This window comes from Peribacillus frigoritolerans, from assembly GCF_030676415.1.
GTDB lineage: Bacteria > Bacillota > Bacilli > Bacillales > DSM-1321 > Peribacillus > Peribacillus frigoritolerans_A.
This window is the reverse complement of the sequence record NZ_JAUUTW010000020.1, coordinates 12,869-28,703: the sequence shown is the minus strand read 5'-3', so window position 1 is coordinate 28,703 and position 15,835 is coordinate 12,869. Positions and strand designations below refer to the sequence as shown.

The following is a 15,835-nucleotide window of genomic DNA, read 5'->3' as shown; positions in this document are numbered from 1 at the left end:
GTATTCATATGAGCAGATTATTTGAAAAAGTTCGTATCGGAAACATTGACTTAAAAAATCGTATAGGTATGGCTCCGATGACTAGAAGTAGAGCTTTACCAGATGGTACGCCGAGCGATTTAGTAGCAGAGTACTATGGTCAGCGTGCTTCAGTCGGTTTAATTATAAGCGAAGGAACCCAACCTTCAGATGATGGGCAAGGTTACACTAATACACCTGGTATTTATACAGAAAATCATATTAAAGGGTGGAAAAAAGTAACTTCTAAAGTTCATAGTGAAGGCGGTCATATTTTTGTTCAGCTTATGCATGTGGGACGTGTATCACACCCTGATAACACACCTCACCACCGCCAAGCAGTTGCACCGTCAGCTATTGCACCTGGTGTAGAAATTTTCACGGCAGAAGGAATGAAAGAAATTCCAACACCAAGAGAATTGAGTGAGCTTGAGATAAAGGATGTTATCAATGAGTTTCGTTTAGCAGCACGTTCGGCAATTGAAGCTGGTGCAGACGGAGTTGAAATTCACGGAGCGAATGGTTATCTGATCCAACAATTCCTTAGTGAAAACTCCAATCATCGTCAAGATGCATACGGTGGTACGATTGAGGGTCGTTCTCGATTCGCTATTGAAGTAGCTAAAGCAGTTGTTGATGAAATAGGAGCAGAAAGAACAGGCATCCGTTTTTCTCCTCAAGGAACACTGCAAGGCATTGATGAGGGGGAAAATAGCCTTGAGATGTATCGCTATTTAATAAGTGAATTAAATAAGCTTAACCTTGCATATCTGCATTTAATGCACTTTGGAAACGAGCAATTCCTAAAAGATGTGCGTCAACTTTGGGATCAATCACTTCTTGTTAACCGTCCAGGTCGTCCTCTAGATCAACTTTCGTCTGATGTAGATAATCATCTTGCAGATGTTGTCACAGTAGGCACTTGGGTACTAGCTAATCCAGACTTTGTAGAACGGATTCAATCGGGTGCTCCCCTAAACGAACCTGATAAAAACACGCTCTATGTAGGAGGAAAAGAAGGTTATACAGATTATCCTTTCTTAAAATAATTTATTTAATATGAATATCCCATCTAGGGATATTCATAATCTTTGTTCTTAGGTTCGTTATGAAAAGATACATGTGCGTTAAATAAAAATGTGGAGGATTGTAATGAAAGCTTTAGCAAATGAAAACTACGGTAAAAAACCGAATTTTTTAGACTTCCCTATGCCCAAAATGAAATGAAGGGTGCATCATGTACGACTTCAAACATTTGTTCAGCCGGCGGAGAATGGGATACACCTGTTATTAACCATCCTGAAGTAGCTATTCTTGGGGTTGGCCGTATTGCTGAAAAACCAATTGTTCGAGATGGTGAAATTGTAGAAGCGTCTGTACTTGCTCTTTTATTAAGCTTCGACTACAGAATAGATCGACGGAGCTACAGCAGAATGCAATGAATGAATCATATTAAGTGATTATTAAACGACCCAAAACTATTGTTAATGGAGGCGTAAGTAATGGTTGTCGGAGATTTCCCAATTGAAACAGATACTATAGTCATCGGTGCAGGTCCTGGGGGTTATGTAGCAGCAATTCGTGCTGCCCAGCTGGGACAAAAAGTAACAATTGTTGAAAAGGAATATTTGGGCGGTGTATGTTGTAATGTCGGCTGTATTCCTTCAAAGGCATTAATTGCCGCTGGTCACCGCTATGAAACAGCTAAGCATTCGGATGCATATGGGATTACAGCAGAGAATGTAAAGGTTGATTTTTCAAAAGTACAAGAGTGGAAAGCTAGTGTAGTGAAAAAGTTAACTGGCGGTGTCGAAGGACTATTAAAAGGAAATAAAGTTGAGATTGTACGTGGTGAAGCATTCTTTGTAGGCAGTAATTCATTACGCGTAATGGGCGAAAAAAATGCTCAAACATACACCTTTAAACATGCAATTATTGCAACAGGATCGCGTTCAATCGAGTTGCCTACATTTAAATATTCAAAACGCGTTCTAAATTCGACTGGTGCCCTCAGCTTAAATGAAATTCCTGAAAAAATCGTTGTTATTGGCGGCGGTGTTATCGGAATCGAACTTGGCGGTGCCTATGCAAACTTTGGTACCCAAGTAACGATTTTAGAGGGTGCAGATGAAATTTTAGGCGTAGGTTTTGAAAAACAAATGTCAGCCGTTGTTAAGAAGAGTATGAAGAAAAAAGGTGTAGAATTCTATACCAAAGCAATGGCAAAAGGTGTAGAAGAAACAGAAAATGGCGTCACTGTAACCTTTGAGGTAAAAGGCGAAGAAAAGAAAATAGACGCTGATTATGTGTTTGTTATGGTCGGACGCCGCCCGAATACGGATGAAATAGGTCTTGAACAAGCCGGCGTAAAAATGACAGACCGTGGACTTATTGAAATCGATAAGCAATGCCGCACGAATGTTCCTAATATTTATGCAATCGGTGATGTTGTTCCAGGTCCACAATTGGCACATAAGGCATTCTATGAAGCAAAAATTGCTGCTGAAGCGATTGCCGGACATCCATCTGAAATTGATTATATAGGCATTCCAGCAGTCGTATTTTCAGACCCTGAGCTTGCAACTGTAGGTTATACTGAACAACAAGCAAAAGATGAAGGTATTGAAGTAGTAGCTGCGAAATTCCCATATGCGGGAAATGGACGTGCCTTGTCACTTGACAGCACAGAGGGGTTCGTTAAGCTTGTAACTCGTAAAGAAGATGGACTTGTTATCGGGGCGCAAGTTGTCGGAGCAAATGCATCAGATCTCATTTCGGAGTTAGGTTTGGCTGTTGAAACAGGATTGACTGCAGAAGACATCGCTATGACAATCCATGCCCATCCAACACTTGGAGAAATGACAATGGAAGCTGCCGAAGTGGCACTTGGAACCCCAATTCATATCATTAAATAATTGATTGGATTATGTACTGAACCAATCAATTCTAGCAGAAGTAAACTATGCAATCTTTACTCCAGAAAAGCGCCCTTTTCGTGAATAACTAAAATATGGTATCAGTCGTAAAATCACTTTATTCTTATTAAATTAACGGGAGTTCAATAAGAACTCCCAACCATTACTTGTTATACGCATTTTGAATAATAAGTTGCTTATTGCTTTCCTCGGCATGAATAAGTTCTAAAAAGTTAGCTTCCGTATTTCACCAGGATCACATCTTGGTCGGATTGAAGAAGGTGAACAAGGTCCTGAAGTTTATCACTACCTTGTAAAAGAATTAGCTCAATTCGATTATGGCAAGTAGACAGTGAAAATAATAAAAATAAGGTAAAGAAACCTAATAAATGTAACTCAACGGAAGGATGCTGATGAAAAAATGAAAACACTCATGAAAGCAGCTCAGATCACCAAGTACTCAAAAAATATCCATGCCCAAGTCAATGACATTCCAATTCCAGAAATCGATGACAACGAAGTCCTGGTAAAGGTCAAAGCTGCGGCGGTCAATCCGCTGGAAATGTTAATTATCACAGGTAGCGTGAAACTGATTCAAGATTATGAATTCCCATTAACGCTTGGTAATGAATTGACAGGCGTTATCGAAAAAGTCGGAAAAAATGTGACAGACTTTCACGTAGGAGATGCCATCTATACACGTCTTCCGCTGAAAAAAATTGGTGCTTTTGCGGAATATGCCGCAATTGACGCTGCCGCAATTGCACCCATGCCAAAAAACTTGTCCTACGTGGAAGCCGCTGCTGTAGCACTGACTGGACTCACAGCGTATCAAGGTCTACATGAAGAACTTGAAGCACAGTCTGGTAAATCTGTTTTCATTCCAGGTGGATCGGGTAGCTTTGGTCAAACGGCTGTCCCAATCGCAAAGGCAATGGGTCTAAATGTCATTGTTAGTGGCAACTCAGAAGCGCGCGAACGCACTTTGGAAATTGGTGCAGACCAATATTTGGAATATACAACAGAAAACTATGTTGACTTGTTGGCGAATGTGGATTACGTGATGGATACACTGGGTCCTAAAGAATTTGACAATGAATTGAGTATCATCAAACCGGGCGGAAGATTGCTCTCTCTCCGTACAGGACCAAATAAACGTTTTGGAAAAAACAGAAACTTTCCATTGTGGAAACAAAAGCTATTTTCCATTGCTGGCGCAAAGTATGACCACAAAGCCAAGAAACACGACGTGGAATACCATTTTATCTTCGTTCGTTCTGACGGCGCACAACTCAAAGAGATTACCAAAATCATTGAAGAAAATAACATTGTTCCAGCAATTCATCCAACACTATTTACCATAGACAACGTAAATGAAGCGCTAGAACTAGTCGCAAATGGACGACCAAAAGGGAAAGTGATTATTAATTTTTAAGGGGAACATGATGAAGGCAGTCCAAATAAAAAGCTACTCGAAAAAGCTAGAAGCTCACATCAACGATGTGCCTATTCCAAGAATAAACAAACATCAAGTGTTAATCAAAACAAATGTGGCGGGCGTTGACCCACATCTTATATTGGCGATTACCGGAAAGGTGCGCATTTTTGACCACTATGATTTTCCGTTGACACTCGGAAATGAACTTTCAGGTGTGATTGAATCGGTTGGCGAAGCGGTGACAGACTTTAAAAAGGGCGACAGAGTATATGCGTTAATGCCACTAGATACAATGGGTGCCTTTGCAGAATATGTTGTTGCTAATGCAAATATCGTTGCGAAAATGCCAAAACATCTTACTTTTGAAGAAGGGGCTGCCATTCCATTATCGGCTCTGACAGTTGTTCAAGCATTCGATGTACTGAACGTGAAACCTGGCTCAAAACTGTTCATTCCTGGTGGAACAGGCGGATTTGGGCAGATTGCCATTCCGTTTGCGAGATCAAAGAAGCTTTTTGTAGCTGTCAGTGGTAGTGAATCATCTCGTCATTTAGCGCTATCCGTTGGAGCTGACCAATTCATCGACTATCAGAAGCAAGATTATGTTGAGGTGCTGAAAGATTTCGATTACGTAATTGATACCCGTGGTGCAAGTGAGTTCAGGAAAGAATTGCGTGTTTTAAAACCTGGCGGAAAATTATTGTCATTAAATGCTGGTCCAAATGCACGTTTTGCAATTCAGCATGGCGGATTTTCAACGTTGCAGAGGCTTCTTTTCGGTGTGATCGGAATGCCGTTTGATATAGCGGCACATCTTCAAAAGAAAACGTATGATTTCTTATATGTTCAGCCAAATGGCAAACAACTAAAAAACATCACCCAGTGGATTGATGAAGCGGGCATCAAACCAACCATTGATTCGACATTTGCTTTTCGGCAAGTGAACGAAGCTATTGCCAAAATCGCAAAAGGGAAAGCTCAAGGAAAGATTCTTATGACTATACAAGAGTGAGAAACATCAACATAATATTGACCAAATCGAACTATTTTAGTAAAGGGCGGGACGTCTGGTATAGGCTCGGCAATTGCGAAAAAGTTTCTTAAAATGGGCAACACGGTGATTGTCACTAGTCGCTCGAAGCAAAACATTGACCAAGCAATCAAAGAAAACCCTAATTTTAATCGGCATTGCTGCGGATGTCAGTTAAGTGAAGTCGGTTGACCAGTTGACGCATCAAATCAAACAACAGTATCCGAAACTAGACCTCCTGTTTAACTCAGCTGGCATGCCATTTATTCGCTGAAGAAGTCACAGGGGAAAATTAACCGCAGAAATTGGATACGCCTGGTTTATGATCCCAAGTAAGACCTACAGGGAGCATATAAATACGTCGTGGAAGAAGAGGACCCTCTGCACATTTAATATAGTTTGTTAAGGAGTCATCCCAGTCTTTAAATTGTTGAGAAAGTACATTTTTGCTTCTTGAGGTTGATCGAATGGAATGCCACAAGTATCCAACCATTCTTTTGCAGCTTTAAAACTTAAATATACAAGGGTATTACCATCTCCGTTTAACTGAGCCATAATACCCTTGTGGTCAGAAAGGGCAAATAATTTTCCTCGACTATTAAAAGCAGCAATCTCAGGATGTTTAGTTTTAACATCTTGCAACATGATTTCCACCATAGTCAGCCCTGTATATTGAGCCAGCATCTGGAGAAGGGAACGAATATAGAAAAGGCACCATCTGAACCAACGACTAAATCAACCGTGTCTATATATCCATTCTCTAATCGAAGCTCATGTTTACCATTAAGAGTATCTACTTCAACTTACTAATATTATGAATGATTTGTTGGAGAATGGGGGCTGCGGCATCCACTTATCTTTGTCCCCTAACGGAGTAGGTAGTTTAGCAAAAATAACAAACTGATGGATTATCAATGTGATTGTTTGACATAGATAATAAATCGAATGGCATCAAAAACATGGGGTCGGGTTATGATATATTGGCATACAGATTGTAAGTCAGCATGTATCTACTCTCAACTTAAAACTTGTCTTTCCTCTGAAGTTAATCAACCTGAGCAACATTTTAGAGTTAGAAAAAATTTACGAAGAACATAAAAACCTACGTAAAGATTATGTCGACGGGAGGGAGTTGGAATGGCGAGAAGCAAAACGTTCGAAGAGTCCGCGGTATTGGATATGCTATGAGGCTTTTTTGGGAACAGGGCTACGAGAAGACATCCATGACCGATCTGGTCGAGCATATGGGAATCCATCGCAGAAGCTTGTATGACAGGCGAAGCTAACCACTTTGCCTGATGACGGTCCGACCAGCGGATTCTTCTATATGGATAACCAACATCCATAGTCACAATCCGAGGTTAGTAACGCTGCAAAACGGTTTAAAGTTTTACACTAAAAATAGAGGTGGGCTGCAAAATGAGAAAAACTGTTCTTATCACTGGAGTGTCGGGTGGGATTGGCAAAGAGTTGGCGGATCGTTTCGCCAAAGATGGACATGATATGGTCCTGGTGGCGCGCACCGAGGGTAAACTTTTGGAGTTGGCGAAAGAATATCGGAAAAAATATGGCGTCCAAGCGACGGTCATCGCCAAGGATGTAGCGTCACCCGGAGTGCCGGAGGAGATTGTCGCGGAGCTTAAGGAGAAGGGAATCGTCGTCGACTACCTTGTCAATAATGCAGGCTTCGGTTTGTACGGGACATTCTTGGAAACGAAGTTGGAGCAAGAGACGAATATGATTGACGTCAATATCAAGGCTCTGACTGTTATGACGAAGCTGTTCTTGCCAGATATGGTCAAACGGGGCCAAGGAGGCGTCATGAATGTGGCTTCGTTGGTGGGTTTTTTCCCAGGACCTATGATGTCGGTTTACTACGCGACGAAGTCGTACGTGCTGTCGTTCACCGAGGCTCTGGAGAACGAGGTGAGCGGCACGGGCGTGACTGTGACGGCACTATGTCCGGGGCTGACGTCAACCGGATTCGTCGATCGTTCGGGTATGGGCGCCTCGAAGCTGTTCCAGAGTGGTACCATCATGGAAGCCGGGCAGGTGGCTGAGGAAGGGTACCGAGGCTTCTTGCGCGGCAAGACGCTCATAATGCCAGGGGCTCGCAACCGGTTTGTGGCGTTCATTCCGCGGTTAATGCCACGCAAGATGGTGACCCGTATGGTCAGAACCATGCAGGACAGAACGGGACATTGACCTAATGGAGGGCGGTCAGGAGTGGCAGTTGATTACACGGCCTGCGCCATCCCAGCCAAGAGCTCGTGGTCTCTTCAGTTTGTCAACAAAAGGGGTTCGGAATTAAAACATTCCGAACCCCTTTTTGTTTGGTAAAAGATATTTTTAAACCAGAACCAAAACCGATCTTTATTGAGACTTTTATTTAGCCTCTAAGGATTACCCTATTATTATTCTAATCTCACATATTCATTTAACAGTCATCGCATAAAATCCGTTCGTAACTTTTACGAACGGTTCTTTTTTTTATAAAATCAACTCATTTTCACGTTCGTTAAAGTTAAAAAACACTTTATGAACGTTCGTGATTTTACATACACTTTTACGAACGTTTTTTGTAGAATAATAGGAAAGTAAGTAGAATAAGGAGTGAAAAAATGGAGTTCGTAAATTCGGATACATAAGAGTTAGCAGCAAAGATCAAAATGAGGGACGACAACTTCAGGCCATGAAAGAAAAAGGGCTTGATGAACGAGATATCTTTACAGATAAACAAAGTGGAAAAAATTTTGACCGAGAACAATATCAACTATTAAAACGTATGATCCGAAAAGGAGATGTCCTTTATATTCATTCACTCGATCGTTTTGGACGAAACAAGGAAGAAATTCTACAAGAATGGAATGACATCACGAAAAATATTCAGGCAGATATAGTTGTGATGGATATGCCTCTGTTGGACACCACTCAATTTAAGGATAGTTTAGGGACATTCATTGCGGATTTAGTTTTGCAGATCCTTTCCTGGATGGCGGAAGAGGAACGGTACCGTATTAGGAAACGGCAGCGTGAAGGAATTGATGTGGCTATACAGAATGGTGTTCCTTTCGGTCGGCCGAAAGCTCAAGTAACGGAAGAGTTTAAAAAAGTCTATGATTTATGGAAATCAGGAGAAATTACAGCAGTTAAAGCTATGGCGGAACTAGACGTTAAAAAAACGACTTTTTATAAGTTGGTTAAGGATTATGAAAAAGACTTTTAAAAAATCACAATATACATAATAAAATAGAAGAAACTCGTCAAAAAGAGCCTTTGCTTCCGTTGAGCAAAGGCATCTTTATATTCTAAAAAAAATACCGTTATCTGATAATTCAATAATTTCGGCTTCTTCGATTAAACCTTGGTCAATACTTGACACTCTTTCTCTTAAAATAGGGACGATGTATTGTCCTTTTATATCTTTTGATAATTTAAAAATAGTATCAAGTTGGTTAATAAGTAATATAATGAGGCTTTTACGCATATAAAGAAAAAACACTATCCAGATTCTTTAATTAAAATTCAAAGCATAAACAATCAATGATCTCTTAATAGTCCATACAGCAAATCCATACTCCGCTTGTGCTTTTATTGTGAGAATTAAAAAAAATGATAGGTAGAAGGTGACAAACATGGAAGCAATCGTTCTAGCTGCTGGATATTCCAGCCGAGCGAATGCATTTAAAATGACTTTGCCGATGTGGCAAATGAGCGTGTTGGAGCAAACGATCTCTAAATTTGAAGGATTATGCAGCAGGGTCATCGTCGTAGCTGGGTTTCAAGCGGAAATCATCCAAGAGGAAATTGCCAAAATCATCAGTAAAAATGCCTATTCATTTCAGATCAAGTTTGTTTATAATGAAAACTTTAACCAGGGAATGTTTCATTCCATTCAAAAGGGCTGCAACGAAGTAAATGCCCCAACCTTCTTTATAACACCCGGAGATTGTCCGCTTGTTAAAAAAGAGACTGTTCAGCTACTAGCAAAACACAAAGGAAACGTGGTTATTCCCAGTTTTGACTATAAAGGCGGCCATCCCATTAAATTATCAAGTGAAGTGAAACAGAAAATTCTCGAAACCAATCCAGAAAGTAATTTGCGTGTGGCCCTGGGCGGTTACGAAAAGCAATACATGAATGTAGATGATGCGGGAGTATTAATGGATGTTGATACACCGGAGGATTACCAAAAAGCAATTGATTATGATAAAGCTTTAAATTTCTCGAAGTAAAAATATAATTAAAAACTACGAAAATCTTGAATAGAAATGAATCATAAAAGATCATTCTCATTGATAAAATCGTAGGAAGAGGTTTCTATTCAGAATATGTCCCTTTAAAAAAATGAGTCGAAGGGTGTTGTTGCAATGAATCTCAAAGACATAAGCACCTCAGTGCCCAAAAAGGACCATAAAGGTAAAGTATCGGGCCAGTTGCCCTATATCAGTGACGTGAAAGTGGAAAATATGGTTTATGGTGTTTTGTATCGATCGCCAATTGCTTATGGAAAAATCATATCCATTCAATTACCTAACCTTCCGGAAGGGTATGAAGCTGTTGGAGCAGAGCATATCCCCGGACCGAATTATGTCAAAATTATCAAAGAAGATCAGCCCATTTTTGCCAATGAGTGGGTCAATTATATTGGTGAGCCGATTCTCATGCTCACGGGCAAAGACCTGGATATCCTGTACAGTTTGTTAAATGAAGTGAAGGTTGAATTTGAAGAACATCAGGCTATCTATACATTGGACGAAGCGATCAAGCAAAAATCAGTATCCTTAGTTTTGGCAAGCTATGAATTTGGGGAAAGCTTAGAGAACATTTCAGTTATCGAGCAGGGAGCCCATCAAATCATCGAAGAAGAATATGATACGGGTTATCAGGAGCATGTCTACCTTGAGCCGCAAGGAATGCTCGCCGTTTATAAGGATGATGAAATTGTCGTCCAGGGATCGATGCAATGTCTTTATTATATAAAAAATGCATTGCTAAGCGCATTAGCTTGTGGTGACGATGAAGTCAGAGTTGTTCAAAGTCCTACCGGCGGAGGTTTTGGCGGCAAAGAAGATTATCCTTCGATGATGGCTTGTCACGTAGCCGTTGCCGCAAGAGCAGTCAAAAAATCGGTCATGCTCGTGTTCGACCGTTCTGAGGATATGCTGGTTACGACGAAAAGACATCCGGCCAAACTCAAATATCGAACGGCCCTTGATAAGGAAGGAAATATTTTGAGCATGTGTGTTGACATCTTTCTCGATGGAGGGGCAAATGTGGGATTGAGCTCTGTCGTGCTGCAGCGCGCATTAATAAACAGTGCCGGTGTTTATAAAATTCCGCATTTTCATGCAAAAGGCTATGTCTTAAAAACCAATACCGTTCCGAACGGCGCCTTCAGAGGCTTTGGTGCTCCACAAAGCTTTGCCGGAATCGAAAGCCATATTGGACATCTTAGTAAACTGGCAAAAATCGACCCGCTTGAATATAAACGAAAATACCTCGTCAAACAAGGAGACCCCACCATCACCAAAGGTAAATTCCGCGACCCGATATTAGTGGAAGAAATGATTGAGGACGTACTCAACGTGTCAGAATACAAAAAGAAAAAAGAAGACTTTCAGCGCTTAAATCAACAAAATCAGCGCTATAAAAAAGGCATAGGAACTTCGCTGTTCCTCCACGGCTGTGGATTTACAGGCAGTGGCGAAAGAGATCATATTAAAGCAACGGTGAAACTGGTTAAATCAAAGGACGACCAGGTATCACTAAAAATCTCAAACTCTGATATGGGACAAGGTATTTTGACGACGTTGTGTAAAATTGTCGCCAAAGAACTTAACCTCCCGTTCGAAGATATTTTGTACCCTTATCCCGACACAAAAGAGGTTCCCGACTCGGGTCCGACCGTAGCTTCCAGGACGACGATGATTGTCGGAAAATTGCTTGAACGGGCCGCTAAAAAACTTAAGGATCAGTGGCAAACAGGGGTGGAACAGGAAGTAGTTGAGCACTATGTTCACCGTGAAATGATTCCTTGGGACGAGAAAACCTTCACTGGAGATGCCTACCCGGCTTATTCATGGGGCGTTAATATCGTTGAAGTAGAAGTTGATACGTTGACAGGAAATATTAAGTTAGAAAAAGTATACGGCAATTATGAAGTTGGGAAGGTCATCGATGAACGGATTATGAAAGGCCAAATTGACGGTGGTTTGGCTCAAGGGCTAGCATACGGTTATCTAGAAAAGATGACGTCAAAGCAAGGTAGAATCCAACAAAAAAGCATATCGGATTATGGACCGCCGACTTCATTGGATGTTGTTTCAATTGAAAGCAAGGTCTTTGATAACCCCTATGCTGATGGTCCATACGGGGCGAAGGGCGCAGGTGAATTGACTTTAATCGGAGGCGCTCCAGCAGTCCAAGCTGCGATCGAGGATGCCCTGCAAACTTCTTTTCAGCAAATTCCGATTACACCGGAAGTCATTATTGAAAGTCTTTGGATGAAAGAAGGTGAAGAGGGTTGATTAAATTCACACTAAATGGAAGAACGGTGGAAACTGACGCCCCTGCTACAGCAAGATTACTAGATTTATTAAGAGATGAGTTTGAGTTAATCGGAACAAAGGAAGGCTGTGGTGAAGGGGAGTGCGGAGCCTGCAGTGTTTTTGTGAATAACCTCCTGCAAAACAGCTGCCTTATTCCAATTGGCTCGATTGCTGGTGCCGATATTCAAACGATCGAAGGCATCATTGAAACGGAACAATTTAAAATTTTAGATGAGAGCTATTCCATCGCCGGGGGAGTGCAATGCGGCTATTGCATTCCGGGGATGATTATGGCAAGTGCAGCTTTGTTATCTAAAAATCCTCATCCTTCAGAAGCTGAAATTCGTGAAGGCATCTCCGGAAATCTGTGCCGATGTACGGGCTACAATATGATTGTTGAGGCGATTAACCTGGCAGCTAAAAAAGGTGATGGCTTATGGTAGAGAAAATAACAGCGTATCGCTTCGAGCGTTTAGACGAAACGTTGAGCCAATTGAATAGAGAAGATTGTGCAATCATAGCCGGAGGCACCGATGTTATGGTTCTTCACAAAAGTAGAAGGGGAGTACCTCCGAAAATCCCTAAACCGATTGTTTTTATTAATCATCTTTCCGAATTAAAGCAGGTGTATCAACATCACAAGGATCTCCACATCGGGGCCTGCTGTACCTATAGTGAATTACTTGAAAATCCGTTGATTCCTTTTGCTTTAAAGAATGCAATTAAAACAATTGCTGCCCCGCCAATTAGAAACCGGGGAACATTAGGCGGTAATATTTGCAACGCCTCTCCAGCCGGTGACATGCTTCCTTTATTATATGTATACAATGCAAAGCTTCTGATGCGCTCCGTAAATGGTGATCGCATGGTTGCGATTAGCGATTTTATTCATGGTCCACGACGGGTTCAACGCGTTCACAATGAAATAGTAACGGAGATTATTCTGCCGTTCGTATTAGAAGATTCACATGTCGTTTTCGAGAAAGTCGGCAACCGCAACGCAGATGCCATTGCCAAAGTATCGTTTGCGGGTTTCGTCCGGATAAGCAAAGATCGAATCGATGACATTCGATTTGCCTTCGGGGCAGTCGGACCTACGATGGTTCGTTCCATTGATATTGAGAAGAAGCTGGTTGGAAAAACGATACCAATAGCCGATGCAGACATCGCTGCGGTTGTGGCAGCCTTCGATAAGATCATTAGACCAATCGACGATCAACGCTCCACTGCGGCTTACAGAAAAACCGTTGCGTTACATCTTTTACGTTATTTTCTTAGCATGAAGCAATATCAACCGAATTAATTTTTAAAAATAGGGGGGAGCTTTTCATGCTGGTGATGGAAAAAGTGGCCATGCTGACGCGTCAAAACGAAACCTTTGCTTTAGCCATGATTATTGAATCAAAGGGCTCGACTCCCAGGCATGTTGGAAAAATGATTGTCTACCGGGATGGTACCAATGAAGGGACTGTCGGAGGGGGCTTGGCTGAACACTATGTGATCGAAGATAGTGTAAAGGCGATCCAAAATGGCCAATCGAAAATCGTTGAATATAAATTGAATAAACATGCAAAAGACGGAATTCAGATGAATTGTGGCGGCACGTTACGGGTCTTTATTGAAGTCTATACAAGCAGGCCTGAACTCATTCTGGCTGGGGCCGGTCATTTAGGCTATGCGTTGGCAAAGCTCGCTGATTTCCTCGAATATCCTTATTGCATTGTCGATGATCGCGTTGGTTATTGTACGAAGGAACGCTTTCCTAATGCGACAAACCTTTTTGTGAACGAGGATATTGGAAAGGCTTTGCTCGCAGCCAATCTAAATGAAAAGTCATATGTTGTAATTGTTACAAAAGATTGTGATGATATTGTATTAAAAACGGCACTGCAATTTCCGATTGCATATGTTGGGATGGTCGCCAGTAAACGCAAGGTCATAAGCATATTTGAAAAGTTAAAAAGTGAAGGGGTCACGCAAGAACAGTTGGAGCAGGTCCATTCTCCAATCGGATTGGAAATTGGCTCGGAAACATCAGAAGAAATTGCTATCAGTATTATCGGACAAATCATCAAAGTAAGCAAGGAAAAAAAGCCTGTAAAAGTTAAACAATTAAATAGATAAGTAGAAAGGTATAACACCTGAGGCAGATAAAGCTAAAATCAAAATGTCTAATAGAAAATGGGGTCAGTCCCCGCTGTGTTAAAGTATTAACTCAATGGGACTGACCGAATGAACTTTGAGGATTACTTTTGATAAGCGGTCAAAAAAATCAGGCACAGAGAAAAGATAGTTACAACTATCCTTTTATTAAAGATCTTTTTCACTGAGGTTCAAGGGTGATGAAATCCTGCGATTAATCGAGTATTTGTAACGCTACAACTTCTGAATTCATTTATAAGGACCTCTTCGGTTTTCACGCAGTGAATAGGGTGCAATTGAATTTGAATATCAAAGGGATATAAATTTTGATGGGGATATTTTTGAATCATTACAAGAGCGGACTCTAAACGGTTTGCTCTTTTTGTGTGATTGAAATAATGTTGTCCGCGGTCTGTACGGGATGTCTTTTTGCTAGTTATCGATGTGCTACATCCAGGTAAGGCGTATAAAATTTGAAGGCAAGAGTAAGCTAACAAACGTATATAAGCTGCCACGGGAGGTGAATAAGTATGAGTAATGATGCAAGAGGTTCTAAAAAAAATAAACCAAATGATGCAAACCATGTGAATGCTAAGACGAAAGCCAATCAAAGACGAATGTCAGAAAAGAATAACCAAGAGAATAATGATTAGAAAGAATAATGGGAAGGTTCAGTAGGGACTGATTTTTTTGATTCCACTATACATTTCTTCTCATATAACAAAAAGAATATAAAAAAAATTTTTACTAGAGAACTGATATATCGACATCAGTTCTCTTTATTGATTTATCACTCGAAAAAGAAGGTCATATTCATGACCTTGAACCTCGTTAGAATATATAATGTTAAAATTGATCTCAATAAATTTTAAGGTAGTTTCCTTATGTCCTAGAGTTACTGCCTAATTGAAACCATATTTTGCATAAGCTCTACATTTATGATGAGGAAGAGAGTGTGGCAAATTTATTATCTTTGCGTAAAATTTCAGTTTTACGAATAAAATGATAGGGGAGTTAGGAGATATTGTTGACCTATTAGGTACTCTTGTAAACAAAGGGAATTAAGTTAAGTTAGTAGAAGAGGGCGAATACGCCTTCTTTTTTTATGTCAAAATTATTTATTTGCATGGCATTTATTTTTTTTTAGGTGGGTCAACTGAACGTTTTTCTTTCAATATCGGGATTATCCTCGTTTTAGTTGCATCCCTTTCAGAAAGTATTTACTTTGTATATCTTTCACCAAGTCATAAATGAAAGTGAAGTCAATGGCAGCCTCCATTTTACGAACCAAATGGTTCGGTGGCACCAGTTGATCTAAAGTAATCATTTCAAGTTGATCTCGCTGAATAGAATCATGTTTAGAAAGCATCCTCATCACCTCAAGTTTTAATCCTTCTATTTTAAAACAAAAATGACTCCAGGCAAAAGTGTTCTATCTAAAAGGTAAGACAAAGTTGATTGGAACGGAAGGTACGAGACTCCTGCGGGAAAAGCGCGTCTAGGGGAGACCCCGCAGGCGAAAGCCGAGGAGGCTCCCCAACCGCCCGCGGAAAGCGAGTGCCTGGAGTGGAAATCAACGTCCAAATTGTACAAGCCATAAAAATAGACAAACTCGATTTTCATCGAGTTTGTCTACAGTCTGAGCAGTGCACTCTTTATGAGTTGCACTGCTTTTTAAAATTTTATCCCGTTTATTATGGTCTTTAATTAGAAAATCGGTATTAAAGTATAGCTGAATGAA

General features: G+C 40.7%; 14 protein-coding genes and 3 pseudogenes. 15 read left to right on the top strand and 2 right to left on the bottom strand.

Features of this window, described 5'->3' with window-relative positions; genetic code table 11:
• The first annotated feature begins 8 nt into the window (after window positions 1-8).
• The 6 genes and pseudogenes from Q8G36_RS18195 to Q8G36_RS29345 all read left to right on the top strand — a co-directional run bounded on the left by Q8G36_RS18195 (window position 9) and on the right by Q8G36_RS29345 (window position 5,593).
• Window positions 9-1,067: an alkene reductase gene (locus Q8G36_RS18195; protein ID WP_305162233.1), complete on the top strand. Its 1,059-nt coding sequence runs from the start codon at window positions 9-11 to the stop codon at window positions 1,065-1,067.
• 168 nt (window positions 1,068-1,235) lie between these two features.
• A pseudogene (locus tag Q8G36_RS18190) lies at window positions 1,236-1,478 on the top strand (2-oxo acid dehydrogenase subunit E2); the annotation flags it as partial.
• Between the two features lie 42 nt (window positions 1,479-1,520).
• On the top strand, window positions 1,521-2,933 hold the full coding sequence (lpdA, locus tag Q8G36_RS18185; protein ID WP_305162234.1) for a dihydrolipoyl dehydrogenase: 1,413 nt from the start codon (window positions 1,521-1,523) through the stop codon (window positions 2,931-2,933).
• A gap of 421 nt (window positions 2,934-3,354) precedes the next feature.
• Window positions 3,355-4,368, top strand: coding sequence for an NADP-dependent oxidoreductase (locus Q8G36_RS18180; RefSeq protein ID WP_305162235.1), 1,014 nt, complete (start codon window positions 3,355-3,357; stop codon window positions 4,366-4,368).
• Between the two features lie 10 nt (window positions 4,369-4,378).
• Window positions 4,379-5,383: an NADP-dependent oxidoreductase gene (locus Q8G36_RS18175; protein ID WP_305162236.1), complete on the top strand. Its 1,005-nt coding sequence runs from the start codon at window positions 4,379-4,381 to the stop codon at window positions 5,381-5,383.
• Window positions 5,384-5,416: 33 nt separating this feature from the next.
• Window positions 5,417-5,593: an SDR family NAD(P)-dependent oxidoreductase gene (locus Q8G36_RS29345; protein ID WP_423806855.1), complete on the top strand. Its 177-nt coding sequence runs from the start codon at window positions 5,417-5,419 to the stop codon at window positions 5,591-5,593.
• Between the two features lie 210 nt (window positions 5,594-5,803).
• On the opposite strand, the gene Q8G36_RS18170 is transcribed toward Q8G36_RS29345, so the two are convergent.
• Window positions 5,804-6,046, bottom strand: a complete 243-nt coding sequence (locus Q8G36_RS18170) for a hypothetical protein (protein WP_305162237.1) — start codon at window positions 6,044-6,046, stop codon at window positions 5,804-5,806.
• A gap of 492 nt (window positions 6,047-6,538) precedes the next feature.
• Here Q8G36_RS18170 and Q8G36_RS18165 point away from each other — a divergent pair.
• The 9 genes and pseudogenes from Q8G36_RS18165 to Q8G36_RS18125 form a co-directional block, all read left to right on the top strand.
• A pseudogene (locus tag Q8G36_RS18165) lies at window positions 6,539-6,675 on the top strand (helix-turn-helix domain-containing protein); the annotation flags it as partial.
• Between the two features lie 145 nt (window positions 6,676-6,820).
• Window positions 6,821-7,606, top strand: coding sequence for an SDR family NAD(P)-dependent oxidoreductase (locus tag Q8G36_RS18160; RefSeq protein ID WP_251437955.1), 786 nt, complete (start codon window positions 6,821-6,823; stop codon window positions 7,604-7,606).
• A gap of 439 nt (window positions 7,607-8,045) precedes the next feature.
• Window positions 8,046-8,627, top strand: a complete 582-nt coding sequence (locus Q8G36_RS18155; RefSeq protein WP_305162250.1) for a recombinase family protein — start codon at window positions 8,046-8,048, stop codon at window positions 8,625-8,627.
• Window positions 8,628-9,036: 409 nt separating this feature from the next.
• Window positions 9,037-9,636 (top strand): nucleotidyltransferase family protein, encoded by a 600-nt coding sequence (locus Q8G36_RS18150; RefSeq protein ID WP_305162238.1) that lies wholly within the window; start codon window positions 9,037-9,039, stop codon window positions 9,634-9,636.
• A gap of 135 nt (window positions 9,637-9,771) precedes the next feature.
• Window positions 9,772-11,931, top strand: a complete 2,160-nt coding sequence (locus tag Q8G36_RS18145) for a xanthine dehydrogenase family protein molybdopterin-binding subunit (protein WP_305162239.1) — start codon at window positions 9,772-9,774, stop codon at window positions 11,929-11,931.
• Window positions 11,928-12,395, top strand: coding sequence for a (2Fe-2S)-binding protein (locus tag Q8G36_RS18140; RefSeq protein WP_098175203.1), 468 nt, complete (start codon window positions 11,928-11,930; stop codon window positions 12,393-12,395). The genes Q8G36_RS18145 and Q8G36_RS18140 overlap by 4 nt, the downstream gene beginning before the upstream one ends.
• Complete coding sequence (locus Q8G36_RS18135; RefSeq protein ID WP_305162240.1) at window positions 12,389-13,255, top strand: FAD binding domain-containing protein; 867 nt, start codon at window positions 12,389-12,391, stop codon at window positions 13,253-13,255. The genes Q8G36_RS18140 and Q8G36_RS18135 overlap by 7 nt, the downstream gene beginning before the upstream one ends.
• Window positions 13,256-13,281: 26 nt before the next feature.
• Entirely contained in the window at window positions 13,282-14,076 is a 795-nt protein-coding gene (locus Q8G36_RS18130) for an XdhC family protein (protein ID WP_305162241.1), read from the top strand.
• A 548-nt stretch (window positions 14,077-14,624) separates the two neighbouring features.
• Window positions 14,625-14,747 carry a hypothetical protein gene (locus tag Q8G36_RS18125; RefSeq protein WP_305162242.1) on the top strand — a complete coding sequence of 41 codons (123 nt, stop codon included), beginning with the start codon at window positions 14,625-14,627 and terminating at the stop codon, window positions 14,745-14,747.
• 578 nt (window positions 14,748-15,325) lie between these two features.
• On the opposite strand, the pseudogene Q8G36_RS18120 reads toward Q8G36_RS18125, so the two are convergent.
• Window positions 15,326-15,463: pseudogene (locus tag Q8G36_RS18120) on the bottom strand (IS5/IS1182 family transposase); the annotation flags it as partial.
• Window positions 15,464-15,835: the final 372 nt, after the last annotated feature.

What these genes read in the sequence shown, in the direction of transcription:
- Q8G36_RS18195 (WP_305162233.1), top strand. Translation starts at nt 9, where the DNA reads ATGAGCAGATTATTTGAAAAAGTTCGTATCGGAAACATTGACTTAAAA.
- lpdA (WP_305162234.1), top strand. Translation starts at nt 1,521, where the DNA reads ATGGTTGTCGGAGATTTCCCAATTGAAACAGATACTATAGTCATCGGT.
- Q8G36_RS18180 (WP_305162235.1), top strand. Translation starts at nt 3,355, where the DNA reads ATGAAAACACTCATGAAAGCAGCTCAGATCACCAAGTACTCAAAAAAT.
- Q8G36_RS18175 (WP_305162236.1), top strand. Translation starts at nt 4,379, where the DNA reads ATGAAGGCAGTCCAAATAAAAAGCTACTCGAAAAAGCTAGAAGCTCAC.
- Q8G36_RS18170 (WP_305162237.1), bottom strand. Translation starts at nt 6,046, where the DNA reads ATGTTGCAAGATGTTAAAACTAAACATCCTGAGATTGCTGCTTTTAAT.
- Q8G36_RS18160 (WP_251437955.1), top strand. Translation starts at nt 6,821, where the DNA reads ATGAGAAAAACTGTTCTTATCACTGGAGTGTCGGGTGGGATTGGCAAA.
- Q8G36_RS18150 (WP_305162238.1), top strand. Translation starts at nt 9,037, where the DNA reads ATGGAAGCAATCGTTCTAGCTGCTGGATATTCCAGCCGAGCGAATGCA.
- Q8G36_RS18145 (WP_305162239.1), top strand. Translation starts at nt 9,772, where the DNA reads ATGAATCTCAAAGACATAAGCACCTCAGTGCCCAAAAAGGACCATAAA.
- Q8G36_RS18135 (WP_305162240.1), top strand. Translation starts at nt 12,389, where the DNA reads ATGGTAGAGAAAATAACAGCGTATCGCTTCGAGCGTTTAGACGAAACG.
- Q8G36_RS18130 (WP_305162241.1), top strand. Translation starts at nt 13,282, where the DNA reads ATGCTGGTGATGGAAAAAGTGGCCATGCTGACGCGTCAAAACGAAACC.
- Q8G36_RS18125 (WP_305162242.1), top strand. Translation starts at nt 14,625, where the DNA reads ATGAGTAATGATGCAAGAGGTTCTAAAAAAAATAAACCAAATGATGCA.